This is a genomic window from Synechococcus sp. CS-1329 (assembly GCF_025128055.1).
GTDB lineage: Bacteria > Cyanobacteriota > Cyanobacteriia > PCC-6307 > Cyanobiaceae > Regnicoccus_A.
Window position 1 is genome coordinate 1 of sequence record NZ_JAHLYS010000022.1, and the last position, 22684, is coordinate 22684.

The window sequence follows — 22684 nt, forward strand, 5'->3', positions numbered from 1 at the left end:
ATGTCTTGCAGAGAGGCCAACGATGCCGAAATCGGGCAGTTTGCGGCTCTGATAGCCGCCGATCCGACTTTTTGAGCCGGAAATCCACTGATGCCTGTGGAAAACTGGCTCGTGGGCTCGTTTTTCAGCAAACTCCTAAGCCCGCGAGCCCACCGCATCTGCCAGGGCTTGCGCCCGGCTCATCTCCACATGCTCAGGGGGCAGCAGGCTGTACACCTTCAGGCTCCTGAGCCGCTTGAGAGTGCCACCGCGGGCGCCCACCACGTAAACCTTGCGCTCTTTCTCCAGAGCTTCTTTCACGGCATTCTCCAGGGCCAGAGACGCCGTCACCCCCAGGTGAGAAACCTCACTGAGATCAAACACAATCGATTCACACTCCTGAATGGCATTGTGCTCACGGGAGATGGTCTTGGCCAGGCCAAAGATCATCGGGCCAATCAACTGAAACAGCAGCACCTTGCCTCCTCCTTGATCCAGCAGGTCCTTTTCGTTCTCCGGCAGGTTGAGATCATCGTCTGCGGTGCTGATCGCCTTCACCGACTTGGTCTCAAGGGTGCTCATCTTCTCGATCGTGAGGATATTGGCCACGAAGATGCCCACTCCCACCGCCGCGATCAGATCCACCAGCACGGTGAGCAGGATCACGCCGTACATGATCACCGCCCCTTTGATCGAAACATGGTGGGCGCGGAGCAGGAAGCTCCAGTCGATGATGTCGATGCCCACCTTGAGGGCAATGCCGGCCAGCACCGCCATCGGGATCGAGGCCGCCAGGCCCGAGGCCCCCAGAATCACCACCATCAGCACCAGGGCTCGTGTGATCCCGGAGAGGGCCGATCGCGCTCCCGCCTGGATGTTGACCACGGTGCCCATGGTGGCGCCGGCGCCGGCGATCCCACCGAACAGGCCGGAAATGATGTTGCCCAGTCCCTGGCCGATGAGCTCCTTGTCGGAGTTGTGCTCCGTGCGGGTGATGCTGTCCGCCACCACGGCGGTGAGCAGGGCATCGATGCAACCCAGCAGACCCAGCACCAGGGCATCAACCACCATCAGCTGGAAGAGGCCGGGCTCGAAGTGGGGAACCACCAGCTGGGGAAATCCGCTCGGAATCTCGCCGATGCGGCGGATGCCCTCCACCTCAGGGCCGGCATCGGCATTGAGCAGGGTGAGCGAGAGCACGGTACCGATCACCAGGGCCACCAGCTGGGGCGGGGCAAAGCGCTTCACCTGGGCCGGCGTGAACCAAATGACCGCCACGGTGACCACGGCCAATATCACCTCCGGCAGCCTCGCGGCGGCGATCAGTTGCGGCAGGGCCGTGAGCGTTCCCATCACCCCGCCCCTGGGGATGGCCTGACCGAGGAAGGGACCGAACTGAAGAATGATCAGGATGAAACCGATGCCGGACATGAAGCCCGAGATCACCGTGTAGGGCATCATCGTGATGTAGCGGCCCAGCTTCAGATAGCCGAACAGAATCTGCATCGCCCCGGCCATCATCACCACCGTGAAGGCCATGGCCATGCCCTGTTCAGGGGTGGAGGCTTTCGCCGTCAGGCTGGCGATCACGGCCGTCATCACCACCGTCATCGGTCCGGTGGGCTCCGAGATCAGGGTGGGGGTGCCGCCGAACAGGGCGGCGAACAGTCCCACCAGCACGGCGCCCCACAGCCCCGACACCGCGCCGGCGCCGGACGCCACACCAAAGGCGAGGGCCATGGGCAGGGCCACCACCGCCGCCGTGAGACCACCGAAGACATCACCTTTGATGTGCTGAGAACTGATCTGGTTCAACCAGCTCATGGGGCGGGCTACAGCCACACAATCCCTACTAATGGTGGGGCGAACCTTAAGGGAGGGTTCTGTCTCAGATCAGGACCTGAGGGCGAATAGGCCCAGGCTGTGACAATCGATCCAGCCGGTAGCAGCGCTGCCGGCCAAGATCATGGGCCCCCCGCAGGCAGGGCCTGATTCGGCAGGCTTGCAATCACAAGGCAGAATCGGAGTCCCTGGGGAGCCCACCTTGCTGAGTGTGATCGAGGTGGTGGTGGGCATCCTCCTGCTCTTCGGAGGCGGCGAGCTGTTCGTCCAGGGATCGGTGGCCCTGGCCTTGCTGCTGGGGGTCCCCCAACTCGTGATCGGTCTCACCGTGGTGGCCCTGGGTACCAGCGCCCCCGAACTGTTCGTCAGCCTGATCTCCACGCTCAGGGGAGCCGATGACCTGGCGGTGGGCAACGTGGTGGGCAGCAACATCTTCAATGTGCTCGTGGTGCTGGGCATCAGCGCCGTGATCCTTCCGTTGAGGGTGCACAGCCGCCTGATCCGCCGCGATGTGCCGGTGCTGCTGGCCGTGTCGATGGCCGTCTGGGGTATGGCTTCCGCAGGCCGGGTGACCTGGCAGGCCGGCCTGGCCCTGCTCACCGCCGTGGTGATCAACACGGTCTGGGAAACCCGCACGGCCCGCGAGGAAGGTGAATCCACCGGCGACGAGATCGATCCAGCCGACGCGGAAGGGGGCTACGGACCGGCCCTGATCAGGCTGGCGGCCGGCCTTGGCCTGCTGGTCTGGGGCTCGCAGATCCTGGTGAAGGGGGCTACCGCCATCGCCATGAGCCTGGGGGTGAGTGAAACCCTGATCGGCCTCACGATCGTGGCGGCCGGCACCTCGATGCCTGAACTGGTCACTTCGATCATGGCGGCCCTGAAGGGCAAGGCTGATCTGGCCATCGGCAACGTGGTGGGCAGCAACCTGCTCAACCAGTTGTTGATCCTGGGAGGCTGTGCCTTCATCTCAGGATCCCGCGGTCTGAATGTCGACCCGGCCATGATCCAACGCGATCTGCCGATCATGGTGGCCACCACGCTGGCCCTGCTTCCCATCTTCTGGACAGGCGGGGTGATTTCCCGGAGAGAGGGGGTACTGCTTGTGGGCCTCTACGGGCTCTACCTGGTGGAGCAGATTCTTCCCCTCACCATTCCAGCCCTGGCCTCACCCCTGCGCAGCTTCAGCCTGCTGGTGGTCATTCCCGCCCTGGTGCTGCTGCTGGCCGTGCAGGTCTGGCGGCACTGGCGACAGACCACCGTTCAGGCCAGGGCGGGCAATTGATCTTCACCGCCTGAGGGTGCGAGGGTGCCCGAAAGTCCTGAGTCGTTGATGGCGTCGATTTTTGCTGACAGCAGCCTGAGCATCGGCCGCACCCCCCTGGTGAAGCTGAACCGGGTGGTCGGTGACAGCCGCGCCACCGTTCTGGCCAAAATCGAAGGCCGCAACCCCGCCTATTCAGTCAAGTGCCGGATCGGCGCCGCCATGATCTGGCAGGCCGAGAAGGATGGATTGCTCGGTCCTGGCAAGGAGCTGATCGAGCCCACCAGCGGCAACACCGGCATCGCCCTGGCCTTCGTGGCCGCCTCCAGGGGGATCCCCCTCACCCTGACGATGCCGGAGTCGATGAGCCTGGAGCGGCGCAAGCTGCTCACCGCCTATGGAGCCAGGCTGGAGCTCACCGAAAGCAAACTCGGCATGACCGGTGCCGTGGGCCGGGCCCATGAGATCGCCGCCTCCGATCCCGAGCGCTACGTGCTGCTGCAGCAGTTCGCCAACCCGGCCAACCCCCAGATCCACCACGACACCACCGGCCCGGAAATCTGGGATGACACCGATGGCCAGGTGGATGTGCTGGTGGCTGGGGTGGGCACCGGCGGCACCATCAGCGGGGTCAGCCGTTACTTCAAGACCACCCGGGGCCAGGCGCTGGTCTCGGTGGCGGTGGAGCCGCTGAACAGCCCGGTGATCGCCCAGGCCAGGGCCGGTGAGCCGCCCCAGCCAGGGCCCCACAAGATCCAGGGGATCGGTGCCGGATTCGTACCCCAGAACCTCGATCTCGCCCTCGTCGACCGGGTGGAAGCCGTGAGCGACCAGGAGGCCGTGGCCATGGCCAGGCGGCTGATGCGTGAGGAGGGAATCCTGGCGGGCATCTCCTGCGGGGCCGCCACCGTGGCCGCCCTGAGGCTGGCGGCCGAGGAGGCCTTCGCCGGCAAGACGATCGTGGTGGTCCTGCCCGACTCCGGAGAGCGTTACCTCAGCTCGGTGCTGTTCGAGGGGGTCTTTGATGCCGCCGGCCTGGCCCCGGTCGAGCGGTAGTCGCGCCACCAGCGCCAGGCCTCCCAGTTGATCAGCAGCCCGATCAGCCAGAAATGCAGCCGCCGCCAGCCCTGCCAGCGCTGGGGATCACTGGCGCTGTAGGCCAGCAACACCAAGGCCGCCACCGGCACCAGGAAGTCGATCAGCATTCCGCTGAACAGCAGCGGCAGCTGCTCCCGGCCCACATGGCTCTCGATCTCCGGTGAGAGACCGTGGAAGAGGGGCATCAGGCCCGGATCCACGTGAAAGAGCATGCAGAGCAGCCAGGCCAGCCACAGGGTCCGCAGGCGCAGGGCGCGATCGATGGATACGGTCATGGCAAGCAACGGCTGCTCTGGGTGCCGCGCCAGAGCTGGTTCCGGCAGCGCGACTGACTGCCCCTAAGGTCTGGTCACGCTTAAAAAACCACTTCCATGACACTAGGCCCAAGCGCGGGCCCTGAACCCGGGGCCGAGCGGGATCCGCGGGTGATCCAGCGGCTGATGCCGCTCTGGGACTGGCTCTACCGCCACTATTTTCGGGTGAGCACCAGTGGCTGGGAGCAGATCCCAGGCGAAGGTCAGATGCTGCTGGTGGGATCCCACAACGGCGGGCTGGCCAGCCCTGATCTGCCGATGCTGATGCTCGATTGGTTCCGGCGCATCGGTCTGGAGCGGCGGGTGTATGGCCTGGCCCATCCCAAGGTGTGGCAGGTGTTTCCCCAGGTGGCGCACCTGGCAGCCCAGACGGGAGCGATCCCCTACTACCCGAGGGGGGCCATGGCTGTGCTGGAGCGGGGCGACAGCCTGCTGGTGTTCCCCGGCGGCGGCCAGGATGCCTTCCGGCCGCATCGCCTGCGCCAGAGCATCCAGTTCAGGGGGCGCACCGGCTTCATCCGGCTGGCCCTCTGGCATGGCGTGCCGATCGTGCCGCTGATCTCCTGGGGCAGCCACGACACCCTGATCGTGCTCGAAGACTGCTACGAACCGATGCAGCGCTGGCATGAGCGCGGCCTGCCCTGGCTGTTCGGCATCGACCCGGAGGTGTTTCCCCTCTATCTCGGCCTGCCCTGGGGTCTGGGCGTGGGCCCGCTGCCCAACCTGCCCCTGCCGGCTCGAATCCACACCCGTGTCTGCCGGCCGATCCGCTTCGAGCGCAGCGGCCATGCCGCCAGCCGCGACCGCGACTACGTGCAGAGCTGCTACGCCCGGGTGGTGGCGGAGATGCAGGAGCAGCTCGATGAGCTGGCCCGCAGCAGCCGCTGATCAGCCGGCGACCGCTTCGCCCTTGTAGGCCAACCCGAGGGCCTTGGCCAGCGGCTTGAAGGGCTTGAGATAACGGCTCTCGTGGGGTTGCCCCTTGAGCATCCGGTTCCAGTAGATCCAGGGCAGGCCCCTGGTCTTCATCAGCCACATGCTCCAGCGCTCGCGGGTGGGGTCGATCTGGAACGAGCTCACGGGCTGGAGGTCGTAGTCGAACTCAGCCATCACCACCCTGTCGTAGCCGGTGATCAGCGGGCAGACGCTGTAGCCGTCGTAGCGGGCCTGCAGCGGCTTGCCATCCAGCTGGGCCAGCAGGTTGGCCACCAGCACCGGTGCCTCACCCCGCACCGCACCGGCGGTCTTGGAGGTGGGCAGCGACGACACATCTCCGAGGGAGAAGACATTGGGATAACGCACGTGCTGGGTGCTGTATTTGTCGACCTCCACCCAACCCCCGGGGGCGCTGGTGGCCAGCGGGCTCTGGGCGATCAGCTCCGGCGCCGACATCGGCGGCACCGCATGGATCATCGAGAAGGGAATCTCCTTGCAGGAGGTGTTGCCCTCAGCATCACTGACCTCGAAAACCGCCACCTGCTCCTCGGCCCTGATCTCCCTGAGGTTGTGGCGCAGCAGCACCTGAATGCCCCGCTGCTCCACCACCTTCTTCAGCACCCGGGCATAGACCGGAACACCGAAGAGGCCGGGACCGGCGGTGGCGAAGATCACCTGGGTGTTCACGCCCACGCCGCTGGTGGCCTTGAAGATGTCGTCGGCCATGTACATGATCTTCTGCGGGGCCCCAGCGCACTTGATCGGCGTTTCGGGGAAGGTGAAGATCGCGGTGCCGCCCTTGAACCCTCGGATCGTCTCCCAGGTGTAGGGGAGGTGCTCCTTGGAGTAGTTGCTGGTGACCCCATGGCGGCCGAGGGCTTTCTCGAGCCCCTTCACCCGCTCCCAGCGCAGCTGTAGGCCGGTGGCCACCACCAGGGTGTCGTAGCTGATGGCCTCGCCGGTGCTGGTGATCACCCGGTTGGCCTCCGGCTCAAACGAAGCCGCGGCGGCGCGGATCCAGGTGCAGCCGGCAGGAATCAGATCTGCCTCATCGCGGCGGGTCTGCTCCTTTGTCATCACCCCACCACCCACCAGGGTCCAGCCGGGTTGGTAGTAGTGATCGCTGCTGGGCTCCAGAATGGCCACGTCAAGGCCGCTGCGGGCCAGCAGCAACTGGCTGGCCACCGTGATCCCCGCTGCGCCGCCGCCGACGATCAGGATCTGGTGGTGCTGCGCCGGGCTCGAGGAACTCATGACATCTGATCGCACCTGTCCTGTCTAGGGCCCGCCGGGGCCCATCGACAATGGCTGTGGGCGTCCTCCCACGGCCTTGGTTGGCCAGGAACTCAGCTGATCGCCGAAACACCGAACAGGCGCTGATTGCGGTGGATCAGCTCACGCAGCAACTCCACCTGCCAGTGGAGCGGATCCAGCGGTTCCGCCATCGTTTCGACATGGCGGCTGATGCTGTCGGCCTGCAGACGCAGATGCAGCAGATCGTGCTCCAGCCTGGCCCTCAGCTGAGGGTTGGAGCAACTCCTGAGGGCCTGGAGCCCTTGGCGGCTGCGCACCCCAAGGCACCAGCACAGGCGGGTGAGGGAAGTCAGATCCGTTGGCATGCGGCCAGTGGAGCAGCAGTTCTCAGACATGTGCTGGAACAGCATCACGACGCGATGGCAGAGAGCCTACGGGGTCTCGGTGGCGGCGCTGGGAGGGGGTCTGGGGCCACTGGTGCCCGTTCAGAAAACACAGCTGCCTTTGTAGGCTGAAGCCAACGTGATGAGCCCCATGGTGATCAGCAATCCGACCAGCGCCACCAGTCTGAACGCAGCCCCGCTGCTGCCGCGGCGGCCAGTGGCCCAGGAGATGGAGGCTGAACTGCACCAGGGCCTCTGCAACCACCTGCAGATGGAGCTGATGGCCAGCTACACCTACCTCTCCCTGGCGGTGTGGTTCACCCAGCGGGAACTGAATGGATTCGCCGCCTTCGCCACGGCTGAGTCCGATGGGGAACGAGCCCATGCTCGCCTTTTCGTGGATTACCTGGTGGCCCGCTCCCAGCCGGTGGAGCTCTCGGCCCTGCCCCAGCCCCGGCAGACCTGGACCCATGTGGAGGATGTGCTGATGTCCGCCTTCGAGATGGAGGCCGAGGTCACCACGTCGTTGCAGCAGCTCTACAGCCTGGCGGAGCGCTGTGGCGATTACCGCAGTTCCATCTTTCTCGATCCCATGATCAAGAGCCAGGTGGACGCCGAGAGTGAAGTGGCCCATCTGCTGGCCCAGGTGCGTCACTGCGGCCCCGACTTCGGCGCCTTGATGATTCTTGACCAATCCCTGAGCGCCGCAGCAACGCCGGCGGCAGGGTGAAGCTGAAGCGAGACCGGCTGTTCCGGTCTCGCTTCGATGAGAAGGGGGAGGTCAGTCGCGGCCGCAGCGGCAGCGCCCTCCCTTCCAGTTGGAGCACTTCTTGGCTTTGCAGCCTTTTCCCTTCGACTTGGCCGTCGTCATCACCGGGCAGGTGACCCGCTCAAGGGAGGGTTCGATCGAGGGGAAGGTGTCGTTCACAGAATTGTTGGAAGGGTGAAAAATCCTGAGACCATCCAAGCGCCTCCTGCCGGGGTTCTGGGCGTGCAGGAGAGACCAGTTGATGTGACCAATGTTACCCAGGTTCCGCGCGGTTGACGCTGGTGGTCCCTCAATCGGGCATTGTCACGAACTCTTCCGCCACGGTGGGATGGAGGGCCATGGTGCGATCGAAGTCGGCCTTGGTGGCCCCCATGCCGATGGCGATCGCTGCCATCTGAATGATCTCAGCTGCGTGCTCGCCCACCATGTGGCAACCCAGCACCCGGCCTGAGTTCACCTCCACCACCAGCTTCAGCAGGCAGCGGGGGCAGCGCTGAGGCAGGGCCTGGGCCATGGAGCGAAAACGGGCCCGGTAGAGGCGCACCCCCTCAGCACCGAGGCGAGCCACGGCCTCCTCCTCGCTCAGGCCCACTGTGGCCAGCTCCGGCTGGCTGAACACGGCACTGGCCACCAGATCGTGATCCACCTGGCGGGGTCGCCCGCCGTAGACGCTGTCGGCAAAGGCCCGGCCCTCATCCACCGCCACCGGGGTGAGGTTGATGCGGTCGGTGACATCCCCCACAGCGAAGATGTGGGGAACATTGGTGCATTGGTCGGCATCCACCGGGATGCGGCCGTCCTCCACCGCCACGCCCGCCGCCGCCGGATCGAGGCCGCCCAGGAAGGGCTGGCGGCCCGTGGCCAGCAGCACTCCGCCGCAGGGCTCCTGGCGGCCCTGGCAGGTGGTGGCGGTGAGTTGGCCGGCCTCACCGGCGATGGCAGTGAGGGTCTGGGCGAAGTGGAGGGTGATGCCGTCGGCCTCCATGCCCTCATGCACCGCCGCACTCAGTTCCCGGTCAAAGCCCCGCAGCAGGCGATCCCCGCGCACGAACTGATCCACCTCCACCCCCAGGCCGCGCAGGATGCAGGCGAATTCACAGGCAATGAAGCCGCCGCCCACGATCAGCACCCGCTGGGGCAGGCGTTCGAGCAGAAACATGTCATCGCTGACCCAGCCCAGCTCCGCACCGGGAATCGAGGGACGATGCGGGCGCCCCCCCACGCTGATCAACAGACGCTCACCGCGCAGCAGACGCCGGTGACCATCCGCTTGGCCTGGCCCCCCGCCCACCTCCAGGTGATGGGCATCCAGAAAGCGGCCCCAGCCCCTCACCAGTTCCACCCCGGCCCGCTCGAGGAAACCGATGTGCAGTCCATTGAGACGATCCACCTCAGCCCGCACCGCCGCCAGCAGCTGTGAGGGGTCGCAGTGGTGCTGGCCCACGCTCCAGCCGTAGCTGGCCGCATCGGCCAGCAGGTGCCGGTAGGCCGAGCCGTACACCAGCAGTTTCTTGGGCACGCAACCGCGGATCACACAGGTGCCCCCCACCCGGTCCCCTTCCACCACAGCGACCCTGGCCCCATGGCTGGCGGCGCGCTTGGCGGCGGCCAGTCCCCCGGAGCCTGCGCCGATCACCACCAGGTCGAAGCGGTCGTGATCAGCGACGGAGAGGACCGCAGAGCTGCGGGCTGGATCGGCGCTGGTGGTCAAGGCGGAAGCTGCTGCACTGTCCTCAGGATGATCGATCGGTTGCCGTGCGCGCATCGGCAGCCAATGAAACGATGCTGGTCAGCCTGGAGGGCCAGCCCCTGCTCTGAGCACAACAGCTGCACGAAAGGGCTGTCACTCCGGGAGGTCTGGCGGCCGTTCTCGACAGCGCAGAGCGCCTCAGGCTGCCAACAGCTCGTAGCTGACCCCAGGCACCGGATCAATCAGACGGGAACCAGCCGCGGCGACTCTGCCCGCCTCCTCGAGGCTGCCCTTTTGCCAGAGGATGCGGGTCAGAGCCCCCGCGTAGCTCACATCCCCACCGCTGGTGCTGGCCAGCACCACCGCAGGCTGGAAACGTTCCAGCAACTGGGGCAGCACCTGTCTCCCCTTGACGAAGGCCCCCACCAGCGGCAGGCCCAGATCCAGCACCGGAGTGATCACCGCATCCACCGGCTGAGCCGGCAGCTCAGGGCAGAGAAAGCCATGGGGTTCCACATAGAGGCTGCCGGCAGGATGCCTGAGCAGATAGGCATTCTCCACCTGGGGCACCGGAGCGCCTGCACTGGCACTGATGATCAGGTCGCCGTGCTCAAAGCGCTCGCCAGGGGCAAGGCTGTGCACAGTTTCAAAGCCCAGGTCACGGGCCTTGCTGGCCGCCCCCGCTGAACCCAGCACCGGCAAGCTGGGGTCCAGCAGCGCCAGCGTGGCTGGATGGCAATGGTCGGGAAGTCCCTGGGTGAGCAGGAGCAGATCGAGCCCCTCGGGCACCGGCCAGGGCTGGTTCAGCTCGGCGCGAAAGAACCAGGGGCCAGGAGGGAACTCCAGGGGGCCGCTCAGCCAGGGATCGAGCAGAACGCGGCAGCCGCCGAAATCAAGCAGCCAGCCATTGGCGCCGAAATAGGTGGCTTGCAATGCCATGGCTTGTGGGCTCAAAACCGGCTGTGAGGCCAGACCCTAGGCCGTGTTGAGACGGAGCCGTGGCTGGCTTTCGCTGCTGCAGAGCCGCCAGAGCAGCAACCCCATCGAGCCGGCCCGGACCAGGCTGACCACAGCCAGAGCAACGCAGAGCGGGCAGTGGGCAAGACCCATGGACAACGATCACTCAGACAGATGGTTCGTGGCTCCAGCCTGACAGTCCTGAGGCACCTGTGGGGGCGGGCTGCTGGAATGCAGGCAGAAGTGACACTCCCACCAGGGACCAGGCAGGCTCCGTGCTGCGGCTGAGCGAACTCAAGCTCCCCCTCGACCACACCGACGACGAGCTGCGCCAGGCGGTGCTGAAGCGGCTCGCGCTTCCGCCCCAGGCTCTGCGGGGCCTGAAGCTGGTGAGGCGCAGCGTTGATGCCCGTCACAAGGACGCCATCCGCTTCAGCTACAGCCTCGATCTTGACGTGGCCGATCCCAAGGGACTGCTGCAGCGCTGGCGCCGGGACCCCCACCTGCGGCCATCCCCCGACACCACCTATCGCTTCGTGGCCCAACTGGAGCCCGGAGCGGTGCGGCGACCGGAGCGCCCGATCGTGATCGGCGCCGGCCCCTGTGGCTATTTCGCCGCACTCGTGCTCGCCCAGATGGGGCTGCGGCCCCTGCTGCTGGAGCGGGGCAAACCGATCAAGGAGCGCACGGCCGACACCTTCGGCTTCTGGAAGGGCCAGCGGCCTTTCGATCCCCACTCCAACGTGCAATTCGGCGAGGGCGGAGCCGGCACCTTCTCCGACGGCAAGCTCTACAGCCAGGTGCGGGACCCCCGCCACCTGGGCCGCAAGGTGCTGGAGGAGCTGGTGGCCTGCGGGGCCAATCCCGAGATCCTCACCCTGCACCACCCCCACATCGGCACCTTCAAGCTGGCCACGGTGGTGCGGGGGCTGCGCAGCCGCATCGAAGCCCTCGGCGGGGAGATCCGCTTCCGCAGCGAGGTGGTGCGCCTGGACACCGAGGCCGACCCTGACGGGCAGAGGATCTGCGGCGTGGTGCTCGCCGATGGCTCCTGCCTGGCGGCCCGCCATGTGGTGCTGGCGGTGGGCCACAGCGCCCGCGACACCTTCGAGAGCCTGCAGCGCGACGGGGTGCGCCTGGAGCCCAAACCCTTCTCGATCGGCGTGCGGCTGGAGCATCCCCAGTCCTTGATCGATGCGGCCCGCTGGGGGGCCTGCGCCGGCCATCCCCGGCTGGGGGCGGCGGAATACAAGCTGGTGCATCACCTGGGCGATGGCCGCAGCGTCTACAGCTTCTGCATGTGCCCCGGCGGCCTGGTGGTGGCCGCCGCCTCCGAGCCCGGCCACCTGGTCACCAACGGCATGAGCCAGCACTCCCGCAACGAGCGCAATGCCAACAGCGGCATCGTCGTGGGTCTGGAGCTGGAGGACCTGCTCTCCTACGGCCAGGGCCCGGATGATCCCCTCGCCGGCGTGGCCTTCCAGCGCCACTGGGAAGCCAAGGCCTTTGCCCTGGGCGGTGGCAGCTACCGGGCGCCCGTCCAGCGGCTGGATGATTTTCTCTCGGGCCAGGGACTGAGCCGACCGCCGGGCTCGATCCAGCCCTCCTACGCCCCCGGCACCACCCCGGCTGATCTGAGCGCCTGCCTGCCGGAGTTCGCCGTGCTGGCCCTGCGCGAGGCGATCCCGGCCTTCGAGCGCAGCATTCCCGGCTACGCCATGGCCGAGGCCCTGCTCACCGGCGTCGAGACACGCACCTCCTCACCCGTGCGGATCCCGCGGGGGCCTGACCTGCAGAGCGTGAACACCCGTGGCCTTTACCCGGCCGGAGAAGGAGCTGGCTATGCCGGTGGCATCCTCTCGGCAGGCATCGATGGCATCCGGGTGGCGGAGGCGGTGGCCTGCAGCCTGCTCAGCCCTGGGCCACAATCCCGCTCCACTGCACCGCCTTGACCTGATCGCGGCGCCAGGAGTGAAACAGCAGCGGCTCCGCCACCGTGCACAGAGGGCAGAGGCTGAGCTGCTCGGGCCCCAGTCCGGCGTTGAGCAGCTGGGTACGGGCGGCCTGGCGAATATCGAGGCGATAACGATCCCCTGGGGAGCCGGGCGAACCATCGGGCTTCAGGGCTCCGGCCGCCATCAGACTCTGGGCAGGGTCTTCCCCCGGAACGCAGCAGGCGTTGCCCACCTGCAGGGCCACATCCAACTGCACCTTATAGGCCTCACCACCCACGGCAGGACCGAGGGCCACCAGCAGGTCGCGGCGCTGGCTGCCTGAGCGCTCCAGCGCTTCGATTGCAGCCGGCAGGATGCGGCCCGCCACTCCCCGCCAGCCGGCATGGCAGGCCGCCACCGAGCCCCGGGCCCGATCGGCGATCAGCACCGGAGTGCAATCGGCACCACACACCCACAGCGACTGACCGGCGCCATCGCTCACCAGCCCATCACCCTCCGGCCAGGGTTCAACGGCCGCTTCGCTGGCAGCCAGCACGAGGGGACTGTGGATCTGACGGGTGCGGTGCACCGAGACACCGGCACTGAGGGCAGCGGCCAGCTCCTGGGGACCGCGCCCACTCCACTGGCGGGTGAAAAACCCGTGCTCGAACTCCGAGAGCCGATCGCACTGGAGGAAGTAGCCGCCATAGGTCCCCACCCAGGTCCAGCCGTCGAGGGCGTTGAAACCCTGATCAGGGCGATCGAAGGGCGGATCGACGGCTTCAGCCACGGGACAGCGTCCTCAGCAATCGGGCATGTCGCGCATCAGCCAGAAGCCATCGAAGCGCTCGGTTTGCGCCTCGCTCTGCACGGCGATGAACTGCAGACCAGCGGCGGCCGTGCGGGCGGCCGCGAAAGCTTCGGCCACCTCGCTGGCCTCTGTCTCGGCCAGGGTCGCCAGCCGCCAGCGGTCCTCCAGACCCGCTTCGAGCACCAGGTTGCTGCCCTCCATCTCCAGACGGGCCGGCTCAAGGCCGGCGATCCACCCGGCGATCGCCAGGGAGCGGGTGCGGCTGAACAGGCGCAGACCGGGCACCACCAGATCATCAGGCAGATCATCGGGGAGGGGGAACAGCCCTTCAAAGCCGATCTCCCACTCGGAGGCTTCCCGCAGGGCGCCGAGGGGCAGGGAGGCCCAGTCCCAGGAATCGCCCCGGGCAGCCTCGGGCAGCGGCAGGGGCAGGGAGCGCATCGGCTGGGGCGGTGGCGCCAGGGGGCCGGTCATGTACCCCTCCTCGGCGGGGTACACGTCCCGTTCCCGCTCACTCAGCCACTCGACCAGGGCGTAGCAGCGGCGGCTGGGAACCACCTCAAGGCCGATGGCTTCAGCAGCCCGCTGCACCATGGTGCGCATCGTCGCCCGCCAGCAGCGCAGCCGCCGTGGGCTCCCCAGGCCCTGTTCCGCCGCCGCCGCCAGCGCCTCGTTGAGGGCGCCTTGCAGCCAGACCGAATTGACCGTGCTGGCCGGACAGTTCTTCACCCAACGGAAGCGGGACAGGCTTCCCTCAGCGACGGGGGTGGCTGTGATCAACAGATCCCAGCGCTTCTTGCCGCCGGGATCGAGCACCGGGCGGGAGAAGAAATCCAGTTCCCAGTCGAGGCTGAGCTGGCTGCCAGGGGCTGTGGGAGCGGCCTGATTCATCCCGCCTCCTGCTCGTGTTGACGCAGCAGCAGGCGAGCCCGGTTGGCCCGATCCTCGGCCTCGGCCATCACGGTCTCCTTGGCCGTGAGCAGCTCACCGGGCTGGGTCTCGAGCAGGGCGGTGTTGAGGGCGATCCGGCCACGGGAGGGATCGATCTGGGTGACCAGGGCCCTGAGTCGCTCCCCCTGAGTGAAGGCCTGGCGGATGTCCCGCAGATGAACACCGGTGATCGACGACTGGTGCAGCAGACCGCTCACCCCGCCCAGGTCCACAAAGAAGCCGTAGGGCTTGACCGAGACCACCTGACCGTCGACCAGCTGACCCACCTCCAGCTGCGCCAGCAGGGAGGCACTGGCGGCCCGTTTCTCGGAGAGCACCAGCTTGCGCGTGTCGACATTGACCTCCAGGAAGGCCACAGCAAAGGAGGTGCCCACCAGCTGCTCGTGATTCTCGCCGTTCTGGAGCTGGGAGCGGGGAATGAATCCCCTGAGGCCCTCCAGATCGCAGGTGACGCCACCGCGATTGAAGCCACTCACCTTGACCTGCACCACCTTGCCATCGGCCTCCAGCTGTTTCACCCTCTCCCAGCTGTGGCGCAGGGCCAGGGCCCGGGCGCTGATCGTGACCATGCCATCGGCGTTCTGCTCGCGGGTGACCAGTACCTCCACCGGCTGACCCTTGGGGAAGCGTTCCTTGAGGTTGCCGATCACCCCGAGGCCTGCCTCGGCCTTGGGCATGAAACCCGGCGCCTTGCCGCCGATGTCGACGTACACCCCATCGCTCTCGGCGCTGATCACCGTGCCGGTGACCACGTCACCGGTGGCCCCCACCGGCTCATTCTCATCGAGCGCAGCGAGGAAGGCCTCCTCGTCGAAGTCGAAGTCGTCGACGGTGCGGGCCGGCCTCGAGGAGGAGGCGGCGGCAGGGGCGCTGCCGGCGGAGCGGCTGGAGCGACCCTGGCGGGAGGGGCCATCGGCCGCCCCCATCAGGTCAGCCATGGTCAGGCCCTCCAGGCTGGCCGTTTCGAAGCGCTCGTCATCGCTGCGGCTCACAGCAGCGGCCTGGGGAGCCGAAACTGGCCTGGTCGCTGCCGGAGCCGGAGTGGCCAGGCTCAGCGTTGTTTCGTTTTGATCAGCGGCGGAAGTCTGGGAACCCTCCTCCTCCTCCTTGCGACTGAGGTACATCAGCTGCGGAGGCTTGCGTAGGGGTGGCTCCACCCGGGTGGGAGCCGCCGGCTTGGAGCGGGGGCCAACAGGAGGAACGGGACGCTGCGATCCAGCCATGGCCCAGGGTGATCTGACAGCAGCACACTGTAAGGATCAGCCCGTGGAGCGGATGGAAGCACCTGGCATGCATGCCCTTGAAGGGCTCAGTTGGATGGCGGCCCAGGAGGCCGCGTCCCAGCCGGGAAGCACGGTGATCTGGCCGTTCGGGGCCGTGGAGCAGCACGGCCCGCATCTGCCCCTGGGCACCGATGCGATTTTTGCCGAACGGGTGCTGCAGGCCGTGCTGGAGCGATTGCCTGCGGAGTTGCCGATCTGGCGGCTGCCGCTGTTCCAGCTGGGCTTTTCCCCCGAGCACGGCGCCTTCCCCGGCACCCTCAGCCTGCCGGCCGAGGTGCTGCTGCAGGTGGTGATGGCCGTGGGGTCTGACCTGGCCCGGGCCGGGTTCCAGCGCCTGGTGCTCTTCAACGCCCACGGTGGTCAGATCGCACTGCTGCAGGTGGCGGCGCGGCAGCTGCGGGCCGCCCACCCCCGCCTGGCGGTGATGCCCTGCTTCCTCTGGAGCGGTCCGCCGGGGGTGGCGGCACTGTTGCCCGAGCCGGAACGCCGGGAGGGCCTGCACGCGGCCCTGGCCGAAACGAGCCTGATGCTGCATCTGGCCCCGGAGCTGGTGGGACCCCAGCGACCCCGGGAAGGCCAACCCGATCCAGCCCCGCCAGCGGGCTGGAGCCTGGAGGGGGCCGTCCCCACGGCCTGGCTGACCGCCGATCTCTCCGCCAGTGGTGTGGTGGGAGATGCCAGGGGCGCCGATGCCGCCCTGGGCGAGGCCCTGCATACAGCCCTGGTGGATGGCTGGGTGACGCTGCTGGAGGACCTGCTCAAGAGCAGCTGGCCGCCAGGCCCCTGAACCAATTCCGGCCAGCCTGGTTACAGTCACCGACACTGATCCCCATGCCGGCAATCCCATGCCCAGCCTCGAGACCACCATCGTCGCCAGCACAGCCGTTTCCGCTGCCGCCACCACTGCTGTGGGCAACAGCGCTGAGCAGGATGTCGGGCTGCCTGATTTCAGCAGCTCCACCTACAAGGATGCTTACAGCCGCATCAACGCGATCGTGATCGAGGGCGAGCAGGAAGCCCATGACAACTACATCTCCCTCGGCAGCCTCATCCCCGACCAGGCTGAAGAGCTGGCGCGGCTCGCCCGCATGGAGCTGAAGCACAAGAAAGGATTCACGGCCTGCGCCAACAACCTGTCGGTGACTGCCGACATGGACTTCGCCAAGGAGTTCTTCTCCCCCCTGCACGGCAACTTCCAGGCGGCCCTGGCCGAAGGGAAAGTGGTGACCTGCCTGCTGATTCAGGCCATCTTGATCGAGGCTTTCGCCATCTCGGCTTACCACATCTATATCCCCGTCGCCGATCCCTTCGCCCGCAAGATCACCGAAGGTGTGGTCAAAGATGAATACACGCACCTGAATTACGGCCAGGAATGGCTGAAAGCCAACCTGGAGGCCTCCCGCGCCGAACTGGAGCAGGCCAACCGGGTGAACCTGCCGCTGGTGCGCAAGATGCTGGAGCAGGTGGCTGGTGATGCCGCCGTGCTGCACATGGATCAGGAAGATCTGATGGCCGATTTCATGACCTCCTATCAGGAGGCTCTCACCGACATCGGTTTCACCACCCGGGAGATCGCCCGGATGGCCACCGCCGCGCTGCTGGGCTGAGTCGCCTCTTCAGCCATGGCAGGATGGGTCGTCGGCCCCGGCCGCGCCCATTCCGCCTCGCCCCAGCTGCATGTTCGGTCTGATTGGTCACTCAACCAGCCTGGAGCAGGCTCGGAGCAAGGCTCTGGAGCTGGGCTTTCCCGAATACGCCGAGGGCGACCTTGACCTCTGGTGCGTGGCTCCTCCGCAACTGGTGGAGCAGGTCAGCGTTACCAGTCTGACCGGAAAAACCATTGAGGGCGCCTACATCGATTCGGTGTTCGTGCCCGAGATGCTCAGTCGTTTCAAGACAGCCCGGCGCAAAGTACTCAACGCCATGGAGCTGGCCCAGAAGAGCGGGATCGACATCACCGCCCTGGGTGGCTTCACCTCGATCATCTTCGAGAATTTCAACCTGCTGAAGGCCCAGCAGATCCGCAGCACCGCCCTGGAGTGGGAGCGTTTCACCACCGGCAACACCCACACCGCCTGGGTGATTGCCCAGCAGGTTGAAACCAATGCCCCGGCCCTCGGCATCGATCTGAGCAGGGCGAAGGTGGCAGTGGTGGGAGCCACCGGCGACATCGGCAGCGCCGTCTGCCGCTGGCTCAGCCAGAAGACAGGCGTGGCTGAGCTGCTGTTGGTGGCCCGCCAGCCCCAGCCGCTGCTGGATCTGCAGGCCGAGCTGGGTGGCGGCCGCATCCTCAGCCTGGAGGAGGCCCTGCCTGAAGCCGACGTGGTGGTCTGGGTGGCCAGCCTGCCCCAGGGCCTGAGCATCGATGCAGCCAGCCTCAGGTCTCCCTGCCTGATGATTGATGGGGGTTACCCCAAGAATCTCGACACCAAGGTGGCCGGTGGCGGTGTGCACGTGATCAAGGGCGGCATCGTTGAGTTCTGGCAGGACATCGGCTGGCAGATGATGGAAGTGGCCGAGATGGACAATCCAAAGCGCCAGCTCTTCGCCTGCTTCGCCGAAGCGATGCTGCTGGAGTTTGAAGACCTGCACACCAATTTCAGCTGGGGTCGCAACAACATCACCCTCGCCAAGATGGAGTTGATCGGGGCCGCTTCCCTGCGCCACGGCTTCCGCTCGATCGGCCTCAATCAGGTGCCACAGCCCCAGCTGGCGGCCGTGTGATCCACCCACCCTCCCTTCCTCACCATGGCCCGTCGCCCACTGCTTGAATTCGAAAAGCCTCTGGTGGAACTGGAGGATCAGATCGATCAGATCCGCCAGCTGGCCAGGGATTCGGAAGTGGATGTCAGCCAGCAGCTGCTGCAGCTGGAAACCCTGGCGGCCCGGCGGCGGGAGGAGATCTTCCAGTCGCTCACCCCGGCGCAGAAGATTCAGGTGGCCCGCCACCCCCAGCGCCCCAGCACCCTGGATTACATCCAGGTGATCACCGATGAATGGTTTGAGCTGCATGGAGATCGCCGCAGCTCCGATGACCAGGCCCTGGTGGGTGGCGTCGGCCGCATCGGTGACCAGGGGGTGGTGTTGATCGGCCACCAGAAGGGCCGCGACACCAAGGAGAATGTGGCCAGAAATTTCGGCATGGCCTCGCCGGGGGGGTATCGCAAGGCCCTGAGGCTGATGGAGCACGCCGATCGGTTTCGCCTGCCCATCCTCTGCTTCATCGACACCCCCGGTGCCTACGCCGGTGTGCTCGCGGAAGAGCAGGGACAGGGTGAGGCGATTGCCGTGAACCTGCGCGAGATGTTTCGCCTGCGGGTCCCGGTGATTGCCACGGTGATCGGTGAAGGGGGCTCCGGCGGTGCCCTCGGCATCGGTGTCGCCGACCGCCTGCTGATGTTCGAGCACAGCGTCTACACCGTGGCCAGTCCTGAAGCCTGCGCCTCCATTCTCTGGCGGGATGCGGCCAAGGCCCCGGCCGCTGCGGCTGCCCTGCGCATCACCGCCAACGACCTGCTGCAACTGGGTGTGATCGATGCAGTGCTGAGCGAGCCCTCCGGCGGGAACCACTGGGCGCCGCTCCAGGCCGCCGAAACCCTGCGCGCCGCCCTGGTGCAGAACCTGCAGGACCTGGGCCAGCTCAGTGAAGCCGACCTGCTGGAGCAGCGTTATGCCAAGTTCCGGCGCATGGGGCGAATTCTCGATCCAGAGGCCACAGAATCTGTGGCCAACCCTTAAGGTTCGTATCGAGACGCGATCAGTTTGCCTTCTGTATTCATCACCGGTGCCTCCAGGGGCCTAGGAGCCGCCGCCGCCAGCCGTTTTGCGGCTGCTGGCTGGGACCTTCTGCTCCTGGCACGCACCGGAGCTGATCTGGAGGCTGTTGCAGCTCCCCTGCGGGCCGGCGGCAGACAAGTGGAATGGGTGGTGGCGGATCTCACCGATCCCCAGAGCCTTCCAGCCCAGTTGAGTGAACTGTTGGGCCGTGGATTGCAGCCCTCCGTGGTGATCAACAACGCCGGAGCCGCTTACACCGGTGCCCTGGCCACCATGGAGCTCAACTCATGGCAATGGTTGCTTCAACTCAACCTCACCAGTGTCTTCCAGGTCTGTCAGGCGGTGCTGCCTGGATTACGGCAACAGGACTCCAGCCTGATCATCAACGTCAGCAGCCACGCCGCCCGGAATGCCTTCCCCGAATGGGGGGCCTACTGCACCACCAAAGCGGCCTTGGAGTCGTTCAGCCGCTGCCTGGCCGCTGAGGAACGCAGCCATGGCATTCGCGTCTCCACCCTCACCCTCGGCGCGGTTGACACCCCCCTGTGGGTGACGGAAACCGTCCACAGTTCCTTCGATCGCCGTGCCATGCTTGATGTTGATCAAGCCGCGGAAGCCTTGCTGTTCTTAGCTCAGCAGCCTCCGTCCCAGGTGGTGGAGGACCTGACCCTCATGCCCGCCTCTGGCGCTTTCTGAGTCTTTCATGACATCCACCATCCCCTCCAACCCCAGCTCCAGGTCGGTCACTCCCGACGCGGCCCCAAGCCCTGTCAGCGGGCGCATTCGCGAGCGACTGATGCAGGCTGGCGTTCCCTACTTCGCCAACGACAACCTTGCTGATCACCTGCTCGAGGGAGAACTCGACCAGTTGGAAGTTGAGGTGGCCGGGAAAGTGCGGGAGATGCTGCGCAGCCTCGTCATCGATATCGATAACGATCACAACACCGAAGAAACCGCCGAGCGCGTCGCTCGGATGTACCTCCACGAGGTCTTCAAGGGTCGCTATCACAAGCAGCCGAAGATCGCCAGCTTCCCCAACGTCAAGCATCTGGACGAGATCTACACGGTGGGGCCGATCAGCATTCGCTCGGCCTGCTCCCACCATTTGGTGCCGATCCTGGGCAACTGCTGGATCGGGATCAAGCCCGGCGATCGCGTGATCGGCCTCTCCAAATTCGCTCGGGTGGCTGATTGGGTCTTCTCCCGTCCGCACATCCAGGAAGAGGCCGTGATGATCCTCGCCGATGAAATTGAGCGGCTCTGCAAGCCCCAGGGTCTGGCAATCCTGGTCAAAGCACAGCACTACTGCATGAAGTGGCGCGGGGTCAAAGAACCTCAGACCAGCATGGTCAACTCTGTAGTCCGGGGCGACTTCCGCCACGACCCCAGCCTCAAGCATGAGTTCTTTGAGCTGGTGAAGCAGCAGCAGGCCGTCCTCAGCACCTGAGTTCAGTTCGCCCCTGCGGCGGCTCCTCTCACCACAGTCACAAGAGCGCGCACCAAGTCGAGATCCTTCTCACCTGGGGCGCGCTCCACGCTGCTGGAGACATCCAGTCCATCGGGATGAAAGGCCGCCACCAGCTCGGCCGCGTTGCTGGGCCCAACGCCCCCGGCCAGCCACCAGGGCAGGCGGGGCCTGAACCCCTGCAGCCAAGCGCCCGGGATCTGCCGACCGCTGCCTCCCAGCTGGTCCGGCACCCAGGCGTCCAGCAACAGAGCCTCCACCACATCTCCGTAGTCGGCGGCCCGCTCAAGATCGTCGGGGGAGCGAATCCGCAGCGCCTTCCAGATCGCGCAGCCAGTGCGTTCCGCCAGCTCCCGACAGCGGCCTGGGGATTCCCTCCCATGCAGCTGAAGCACTTGATGACCCTGGGATGGCTCCAGCTGGGCGCCCAGCTCATCGCCCGGGTCCGCCAGCACCAGCACCCCCCGGCAACGGCGGCCGCCGGCGCTCATGGCCTGGAACAGCTCCAGTCGCTGCTCGGGGGCCAGCCAGCGGGGTGACGAGGGCACAGCAATGACCCCCAGCGCATCCACCCCCATCTGGGCCACCGCCCTGGCCTGGGCTGGCTGGCGCAGGCCGCAGATCTTCAACAGGGGGGAGAGCAACACTGGAGGGTCAGGTCTGCCCTTTCTAGGATCGATCAAAGAACGTCCAGGACCTGCCTGGACATCGGCAGGACAGCAGAGCGTGGGTGAAGGTTGGCAGCTCCTCAAGATCCGCGGCATCCCGCTGCGCATCCACCCGAGCTGGTTCGTGATCCTGGTGCTCGCCACCCTGGGCTTTCATCAGCAATATGGCGCCCAGCTGGCTGGACAGACCTCCAGCCTCGGCCTCTGGCTGCTGGCCCTGGCAACGGCCTTGATGCTGTTTGTTTCGGTGCTGCTGCACGAGCTGGGTCACTCGCTGGTGGCCATGGCCCATGGAGTGAAAGTGCGCAGCATCACCCTCTTCATGCTGGGGGGGGTGGCCAGCGTCGAGAAGGAATGCGCCACGGCGATGGCAGCCCTGCAGGTGGCCGCCGCAGGTCCCCTGGTGAGCCTGCTGCTGGCCGGGCTGTTCCTGGGCAGCAGCCACACAGTGGCCCATGCCTCACCGCTGCTGGGTGAAATGGTCAGCCAGCTGGGGGCCCTCAACCTGGTGCTGGCCCTGTTCAACCTCTTGCCCGGCCTGCCTCTGGATGGGGGCCTGATCGTCAAGGCGCTGGTCTGGCAGTGGACCGGCAGCCAGAGGCGGGGCGTGCAGGTGGCTGCCGCCATGGGCCGTTTTCTTTCGCTGATGGCCGTGGCCATGGGCACCCTGCTGCTGCTGCGGGGCGGCGGTCTGGGGGCTTTCTGGCTGATCATGCTCGGCTGGTTCGGGCTGGGGACCTCCAGAAATCAGGTCCAGCTGCTGGCTCTGCAGAAAGCCCTCAAGGACCTCAAGGTGGCTGAGGCCTCCCGCCGAAGGTTCCGGGTGCTGGAGGGCGATGCACCTCTGCGCGAGCTGTCCCGGATGCGTCAGGACGACAGCGACGGCCATCCCGACTGGGTCCTGGTCTGCGAACGGGGGCGCTGGAAAGGGGTGATCGGCGATGACCCCCTGCAGACCTTGCCTGTTCAACGCTGGGATCAGGAGCGGGTGCTGGACCACATCGAGCCCCTCGACACCCTGCCGAGCATTCAGCACGACGCGCCGCTGTGGCAGGCCGCCCTGCAGCTCGATGAGCCCGGCGTCGATCGCCTGCTGGTGCTGGGTTCAGCGGGCCTTCCGAGTGGCACCCTGGAACGCCCCGAACTCTCGGAGGTGGTCTTAGCCCGCCTGGGGCTGAAGCTGCCGCCGCCGCTGCTGGAGGCCGCCCGGCGCCAGGGCACCTATCCCCTCGGCCTGGCCCTGGCCCAGGTGGCAAGGGGGATTGCCGAGAGCGGTGAGGGCTGAGCCCGCCCGCCCCCCCGCCAGCGC

General features: G+C 66.5%; 24 protein-coding genes. 12 read left to right on the forward strand and 12 right to left on the reverse strand.

Annotation, left to right across the window (positions count from 1 at the left end; translation table 11 throughout):
* Positions 1 to 135: 135 nt before the first annotated feature.
* Entirely contained in the window at positions 136 to 1803 is a 1668-nt protein-coding gene (locus KQ304_RS04015) for a SulP family inorganic anion transporter (RefSeq protein ID WP_259735831.1), read from the reverse strand.
* Positions 1804 to 2023: 220 nt separating this feature from the next.
* Between KQ304_RS04015 and KQ304_RS04020 the strand changes: the two genes are divergently transcribed.
* Positions 2024 to 3106 carry a calcium/sodium antiporter gene (locus KQ304_RS04020; RefSeq protein WP_259735832.1) on the forward strand — a complete coding sequence of 361 codons (1083 nt, stop codon included), beginning with the start codon at positions 2024 to 2026 and terminating at the stop codon, positions 3104 to 3106.
* Positions 3107 to 3154: 48 nt separating this feature from the next.
* Positions 3155 to 4141: a cysteine synthase A gene (gene cysK / locus KQ304_RS04025; RefSeq protein ID WP_259735833.1), complete on the forward strand. Its 987-nt coding sequence runs from the start codon at positions 3155 to 3157 to the stop codon at positions 4139 to 4141.
* Here cysK and KQ304_RS04030 read toward each other — a convergent pair.
* Positions 4075 to 4458 carry a hypothetical protein gene (locus tag KQ304_RS04030; protein ID WP_259735834.1) on the reverse strand — a complete coding sequence of 128 codons (384 nt, stop codon included), beginning with the start codon at positions 4456 to 4458 and terminating at the stop codon, positions 4075 to 4077. The genes cysK and KQ304_RS04030 overlap by 67 nt on opposite strands.
* Positions 4459 to 4554: 96 nt before the next feature.
* Here KQ304_RS04030 and KQ304_RS04035 point away from each other — a divergent pair, with 96 nt between their 5' ends.
* Positions 4555 to 5385 (forward strand): lysophospholipid acyltransferase family protein, encoded by an 831-nt coding sequence (locus KQ304_RS04035; RefSeq protein WP_259735835.1) that lies wholly within the window; start codon positions 4555 to 4557, stop codon positions 5383 to 5385.
* Here KQ304_RS04035 and KQ304_RS04040 read toward each other — a convergent pair whose 3' ends face one another.
* Together KQ304_RS04040 and KQ304_RS04045 are read right to left on the reverse strand one after the other, a co-directional pair.
* Complete coding sequence (locus KQ304_RS04040) at positions 5386 to 6687, reverse strand: FAD/NAD(P)-binding oxidoreductase (protein ID WP_259735836.1); 1302 nt, start codon at positions 6685 to 6687, stop codon at positions 5386 to 5388.
* Positions 6688 to 6779: 92 nt separating this feature from the next.
* The gene (locus KQ304_RS04045) at positions 6780 to 7052 is read right to left on the reverse strand and encodes a hypothetical protein (protein WP_259735837.1); all 273 of its coding nucleotides are present in this window, start codon (positions 7050 to 7052) and stop codon (positions 6780 to 6782) included.
* 160 nt (positions 7053 to 7212) lie between these two features.
* Between KQ304_RS04045 and KQ304_RS04050 the strand changes: the two genes are divergently transcribed.
* On the forward strand, positions 7213 to 7800 hold the full coding sequence (locus KQ304_RS04050; RefSeq protein ID WP_259735838.1) for a ferritin: 588 nt from the start codon (positions 7213 to 7215) through the stop codon (positions 7798 to 7800).
* A gap of 51 nt (positions 7801 to 7851) precedes the next feature.
* On the opposite strand, the gene KQ304_RS04055 is transcribed toward KQ304_RS04050, so the two are convergent.
* From KQ304_RS04055 to KQ304_RS04070, 4 genes are all read right to left on the reverse strand, one after another.
* Positions 7852 to 7998, reverse strand: a complete 147-nt coding sequence (locus tag KQ304_RS04055; protein WP_259735839.1) for a hypothetical protein — start codon at positions 7996 to 7998, stop codon at positions 7852 to 7854.
* Between the two features lie 130 nt (positions 7999 to 8128).
* A complete protein-coding gene (gorA, locus tag KQ304_RS04060) occupies positions 8129 to 9550 on the reverse strand; it encodes a glutathione-disulfide reductase (RefSeq protein ID WP_399228357.1) in 1422 nt (473 codons plus the stop codon).
* Between the two features lie 177 nt (positions 9551 to 9727).
* The gene (locus KQ304_RS04065; protein ID WP_259735840.1) at positions 9728 to 10468 is read right to left on the reverse strand and encodes an MBL fold metallo-hydrolase; all 741 of its coding nucleotides are present in this window, start codon (positions 10466 to 10468) and stop codon (positions 9728 to 9730) included.
* Between the two features lie 36 nt (positions 10469 to 10504).
* Positions 10505 to 10639, reverse strand: coding sequence for a hypothetical protein (locus KQ304_RS04070; RefSeq protein ID WP_259735841.1), 135 nt, complete (start codon positions 10637 to 10639; stop codon positions 10505 to 10507).
* A gap of 122 nt (positions 10640 to 10761) precedes the next feature.
* On the opposite strand from KQ304_RS04070, the gene KQ304_RS04075 reads away from it, so the two are divergent.
* Positions 10762 to 12438 carry an NAD(P)/FAD-dependent oxidoreductase gene (locus KQ304_RS04075; protein ID WP_259735842.1) on the forward strand — a complete coding sequence of 559 codons (1677 nt, stop codon included), beginning with the start codon at positions 10762 to 10764 and terminating at the stop codon, positions 12436 to 12438.
* Here the strand turns inward: KQ304_RS04075 and pgeF are convergent.
* Genes pgeF through KQ304_RS04090 form a run of 3 tightly spaced genes read right to left on the reverse strand, consistent with a single transcriptional unit; the run spans position 12398 to position 15405 of the window.
* Positions 12398 to 13210 carry a peptidoglycan editing factor PgeF gene (gene pgeF / locus KQ304_RS04080; RefSeq protein WP_259735843.1) on the reverse strand — a complete coding sequence of 271 codons (813 nt, stop codon included), beginning with the start codon at positions 13208 to 13210 and terminating at the stop codon, positions 12398 to 12400. The genes KQ304_RS04075 and pgeF overlap by 41 nt on opposite strands.
* A gap of 12 nt (positions 13211 to 13222) precedes the next feature.
* Positions 13223 to 14122: a Tab2/Atab2 family RNA-binding protein gene (locus tag KQ304_RS04085; protein WP_259735844.1), complete on the reverse strand. Its 900-nt coding sequence runs from the start codon at positions 14120 to 14122 to the stop codon at positions 13223 to 13225.
* Positions 14119 to 15405, reverse strand: a complete 1287-nt coding sequence (locus KQ304_RS04090) for a S1 RNA-binding domain-containing protein (protein WP_399228363.1) — start codon at positions 15403 to 15405, stop codon at positions 14119 to 14121. The genes KQ304_RS04085 and KQ304_RS04090 overlap by 4 nt, the downstream gene beginning before the upstream one ends.
* Positions 15406 to 15457: 52 nt before the next feature.
* Here KQ304_RS04090 and KQ304_RS04095 point away from each other — a divergent pair, with 52 nt between their 5' ends.
* The 6 genes from KQ304_RS04095 (at position 15458) to folE (ending at position 20689) form a co-directional block, all read left to right on the forward strand.
* A complete protein-coding gene (locus tag KQ304_RS04095) occupies positions 15458 to 16252 on the forward strand; it encodes a creatininase family protein (RefSeq protein ID WP_259735845.1) in 795 nt (264 codons plus the stop codon).
* Positions 16253 to 16310: 58 nt separating this feature from the next.
* Entirely contained in the window at positions 16311 to 17072 is a 762-nt protein-coding gene (locus KQ304_RS04100) for an aldehyde oxygenase (deformylating) (protein ID WP_259735846.1), read from the forward strand.
* Between the two features lie 70 nt (positions 17073 to 17142).
* A complete protein-coding gene (locus tag KQ304_RS04105; protein WP_259735847.1) occupies positions 17143 to 18189 on the forward strand; it encodes a long-chain acyl-[acyl-carrier-protein] reductase in 1047 nt (348 codons plus the stop codon).
* Positions 18190 to 18213: 24 nt separating this feature from the next.
* Positions 18214 to 19203 carry an acetyl-CoA carboxylase carboxyltransferase subunit alpha gene (locus KQ304_RS04110; protein ID WP_259735848.1) on the forward strand — a complete coding sequence of 330 codons (990 nt, stop codon included), beginning with the start codon at positions 18214 to 18216 and terminating at the stop codon, positions 19201 to 19203.
* 24 nt (positions 19204 to 19227) lie between these two features.
* Positions 19228 to 19938 (forward strand): SDR family oxidoreductase, encoded by a 711-nt coding sequence (locus tag KQ304_RS04115; RefSeq protein ID WP_259735849.1) that lies wholly within the window; start codon positions 19228 to 19230, stop codon positions 19936 to 19938.
* A 7-nt stretch (positions 19939 to 19945) separates the two neighbouring features.
* On the forward strand, positions 19946 to 20689 hold the full coding sequence (gene folE, locus KQ304_RS04120) for a GTP cyclohydrolase I (RefSeq protein WP_259735850.1): 744 nt from the start codon (positions 19946 to 19948) through the stop codon (positions 20687 to 20689).
* A gap of 2 nt (positions 20690 to 20691) precedes the next feature.
* On the opposite strand, the gene KQ304_RS04125 is transcribed toward folE, so the two are convergent.
* A complete protein-coding gene (locus KQ304_RS04125) occupies positions 20692 to 21354 on the reverse strand; it encodes a phosphoribosylanthranilate isomerase (RefSeq protein WP_259735851.1) in 663 nt (220 codons plus the stop codon).
* Positions 21355 to 21433: 79 nt separating this feature from the next.
* On the opposite strand from KQ304_RS04125, the gene KQ304_RS04130 reads away from it, so the two are divergent.
* The gene (locus tag KQ304_RS04130) at positions 21434 to 22660 is read left to right on the forward strand and encodes a site-2 protease family protein (RefSeq protein WP_259735852.1); all 1227 of its coding nucleotides are present in this window, start codon (positions 21434 to 21436) and stop codon (positions 22658 to 22660) included.
* The last annotated feature ends 24 nt before the right edge of the window (positions 22661 to 22684 follow it).

Coding starts and splice junctions, on each gene's coding strand:
- KQ304_RS04015 (WP_259735831.1), bottom strand. CDS start 1,803: ATGAGCTGGTTGAACCAGATCAGTTCTCAGCACATCAAAGGTGATGTC.
- cysK (WP_259735833.1), top strand. CDS start 3,155: ATGGCGTCGATTTTTGCTGACAGCAGCCTGAGCATCGGCCGCACCCCC.
- KQ304_RS04030 (WP_259735834.1), bottom strand. CDS start 4,458: ATGACCGTATCCATCGATCGCGCCCTGCGCCTGCGGACCCTGTGGCTG.
- KQ304_RS04035 (WP_259735835.1), top strand. CDS start 4,555: ATGACACTAGGCCCAAGCGCGGGCCCTGAACCCGGGGCCGAGCGGGAT.
- KQ304_RS04040 (WP_259735836.1), bottom strand. CDS start 6,687: ATGAGTTCCTCGAGCCCGGCGCAGCACCACCAGATCCTGATCGTCGGC.
- KQ304_RS04045 (WP_259735837.1), bottom strand. CDS start 7,052: ATGCCAACGGATCTGACTTCCCTCACCCGCCTGTGCTGGTGCCTTGGG.
- KQ304_RS04050 (WP_259735838.1), top strand. CDS start 7,213: ATGAGCCCCATGGTGATCAGCAATCCGACCAGCGCCACCAGTCTGAAC.
- KQ304_RS04065 (WP_259735840.1), bottom strand. CDS start 10,468: ATGGCATTGCAAGCCACCTATTTCGGCGCCAATGGCTGGCTGCTTGAT.
- KQ304_RS04070 (WP_259735841.1), bottom strand. CDS start 10,639: ATGGGTCTTGCCCACTGCCCGCTCTGCGTTGCTCTGGCTGTGGTCAGC.
- KQ304_RS04085 (WP_259735844.1), bottom strand. CDS start 14,122: ATGAATCAGGCCGCTCCCACAGCCCCTGGCAGCCAGCTCAGCCTCGAC.
- KQ304_RS04090 (WP_399228363.1), bottom strand. CDS start 15,405: ATGGCTGGATCGCAGCGTCCCGTTCCTCCTGTTGGCCCCCGCTCCAAG.
- KQ304_RS04095 (WP_259735845.1), top strand. CDS start 15,458: ATGGAAGCACCTGGCATGCATGCCCTTGAAGGGCTCAGTTGGATGGCG.
- KQ304_RS04100 (WP_259735846.1), top strand. CDS start 16,311: ATGCCCAGCCTCGAGACCACCATCGTCGCCAGCACAGCCGTTTCCGCT.
- KQ304_RS04105 (WP_259735847.1), top strand. CDS start 17,143: ATGTTCGGTCTGATTGGTCACTCAACCAGCCTGGAGCAGGCTCGGAGC.
- KQ304_RS04110 (WP_259735848.1), top strand. CDS start 18,214: ATGGCCCGTCGCCCACTGCTTGAATTCGAAAAGCCTCTGGTGGAACTG.
- folE (WP_259735850.1), top strand. CDS start 19,946: ATGACATCCACCATCCCCTCCAACCCCAGCTCCAGGTCGGTCACTCCC.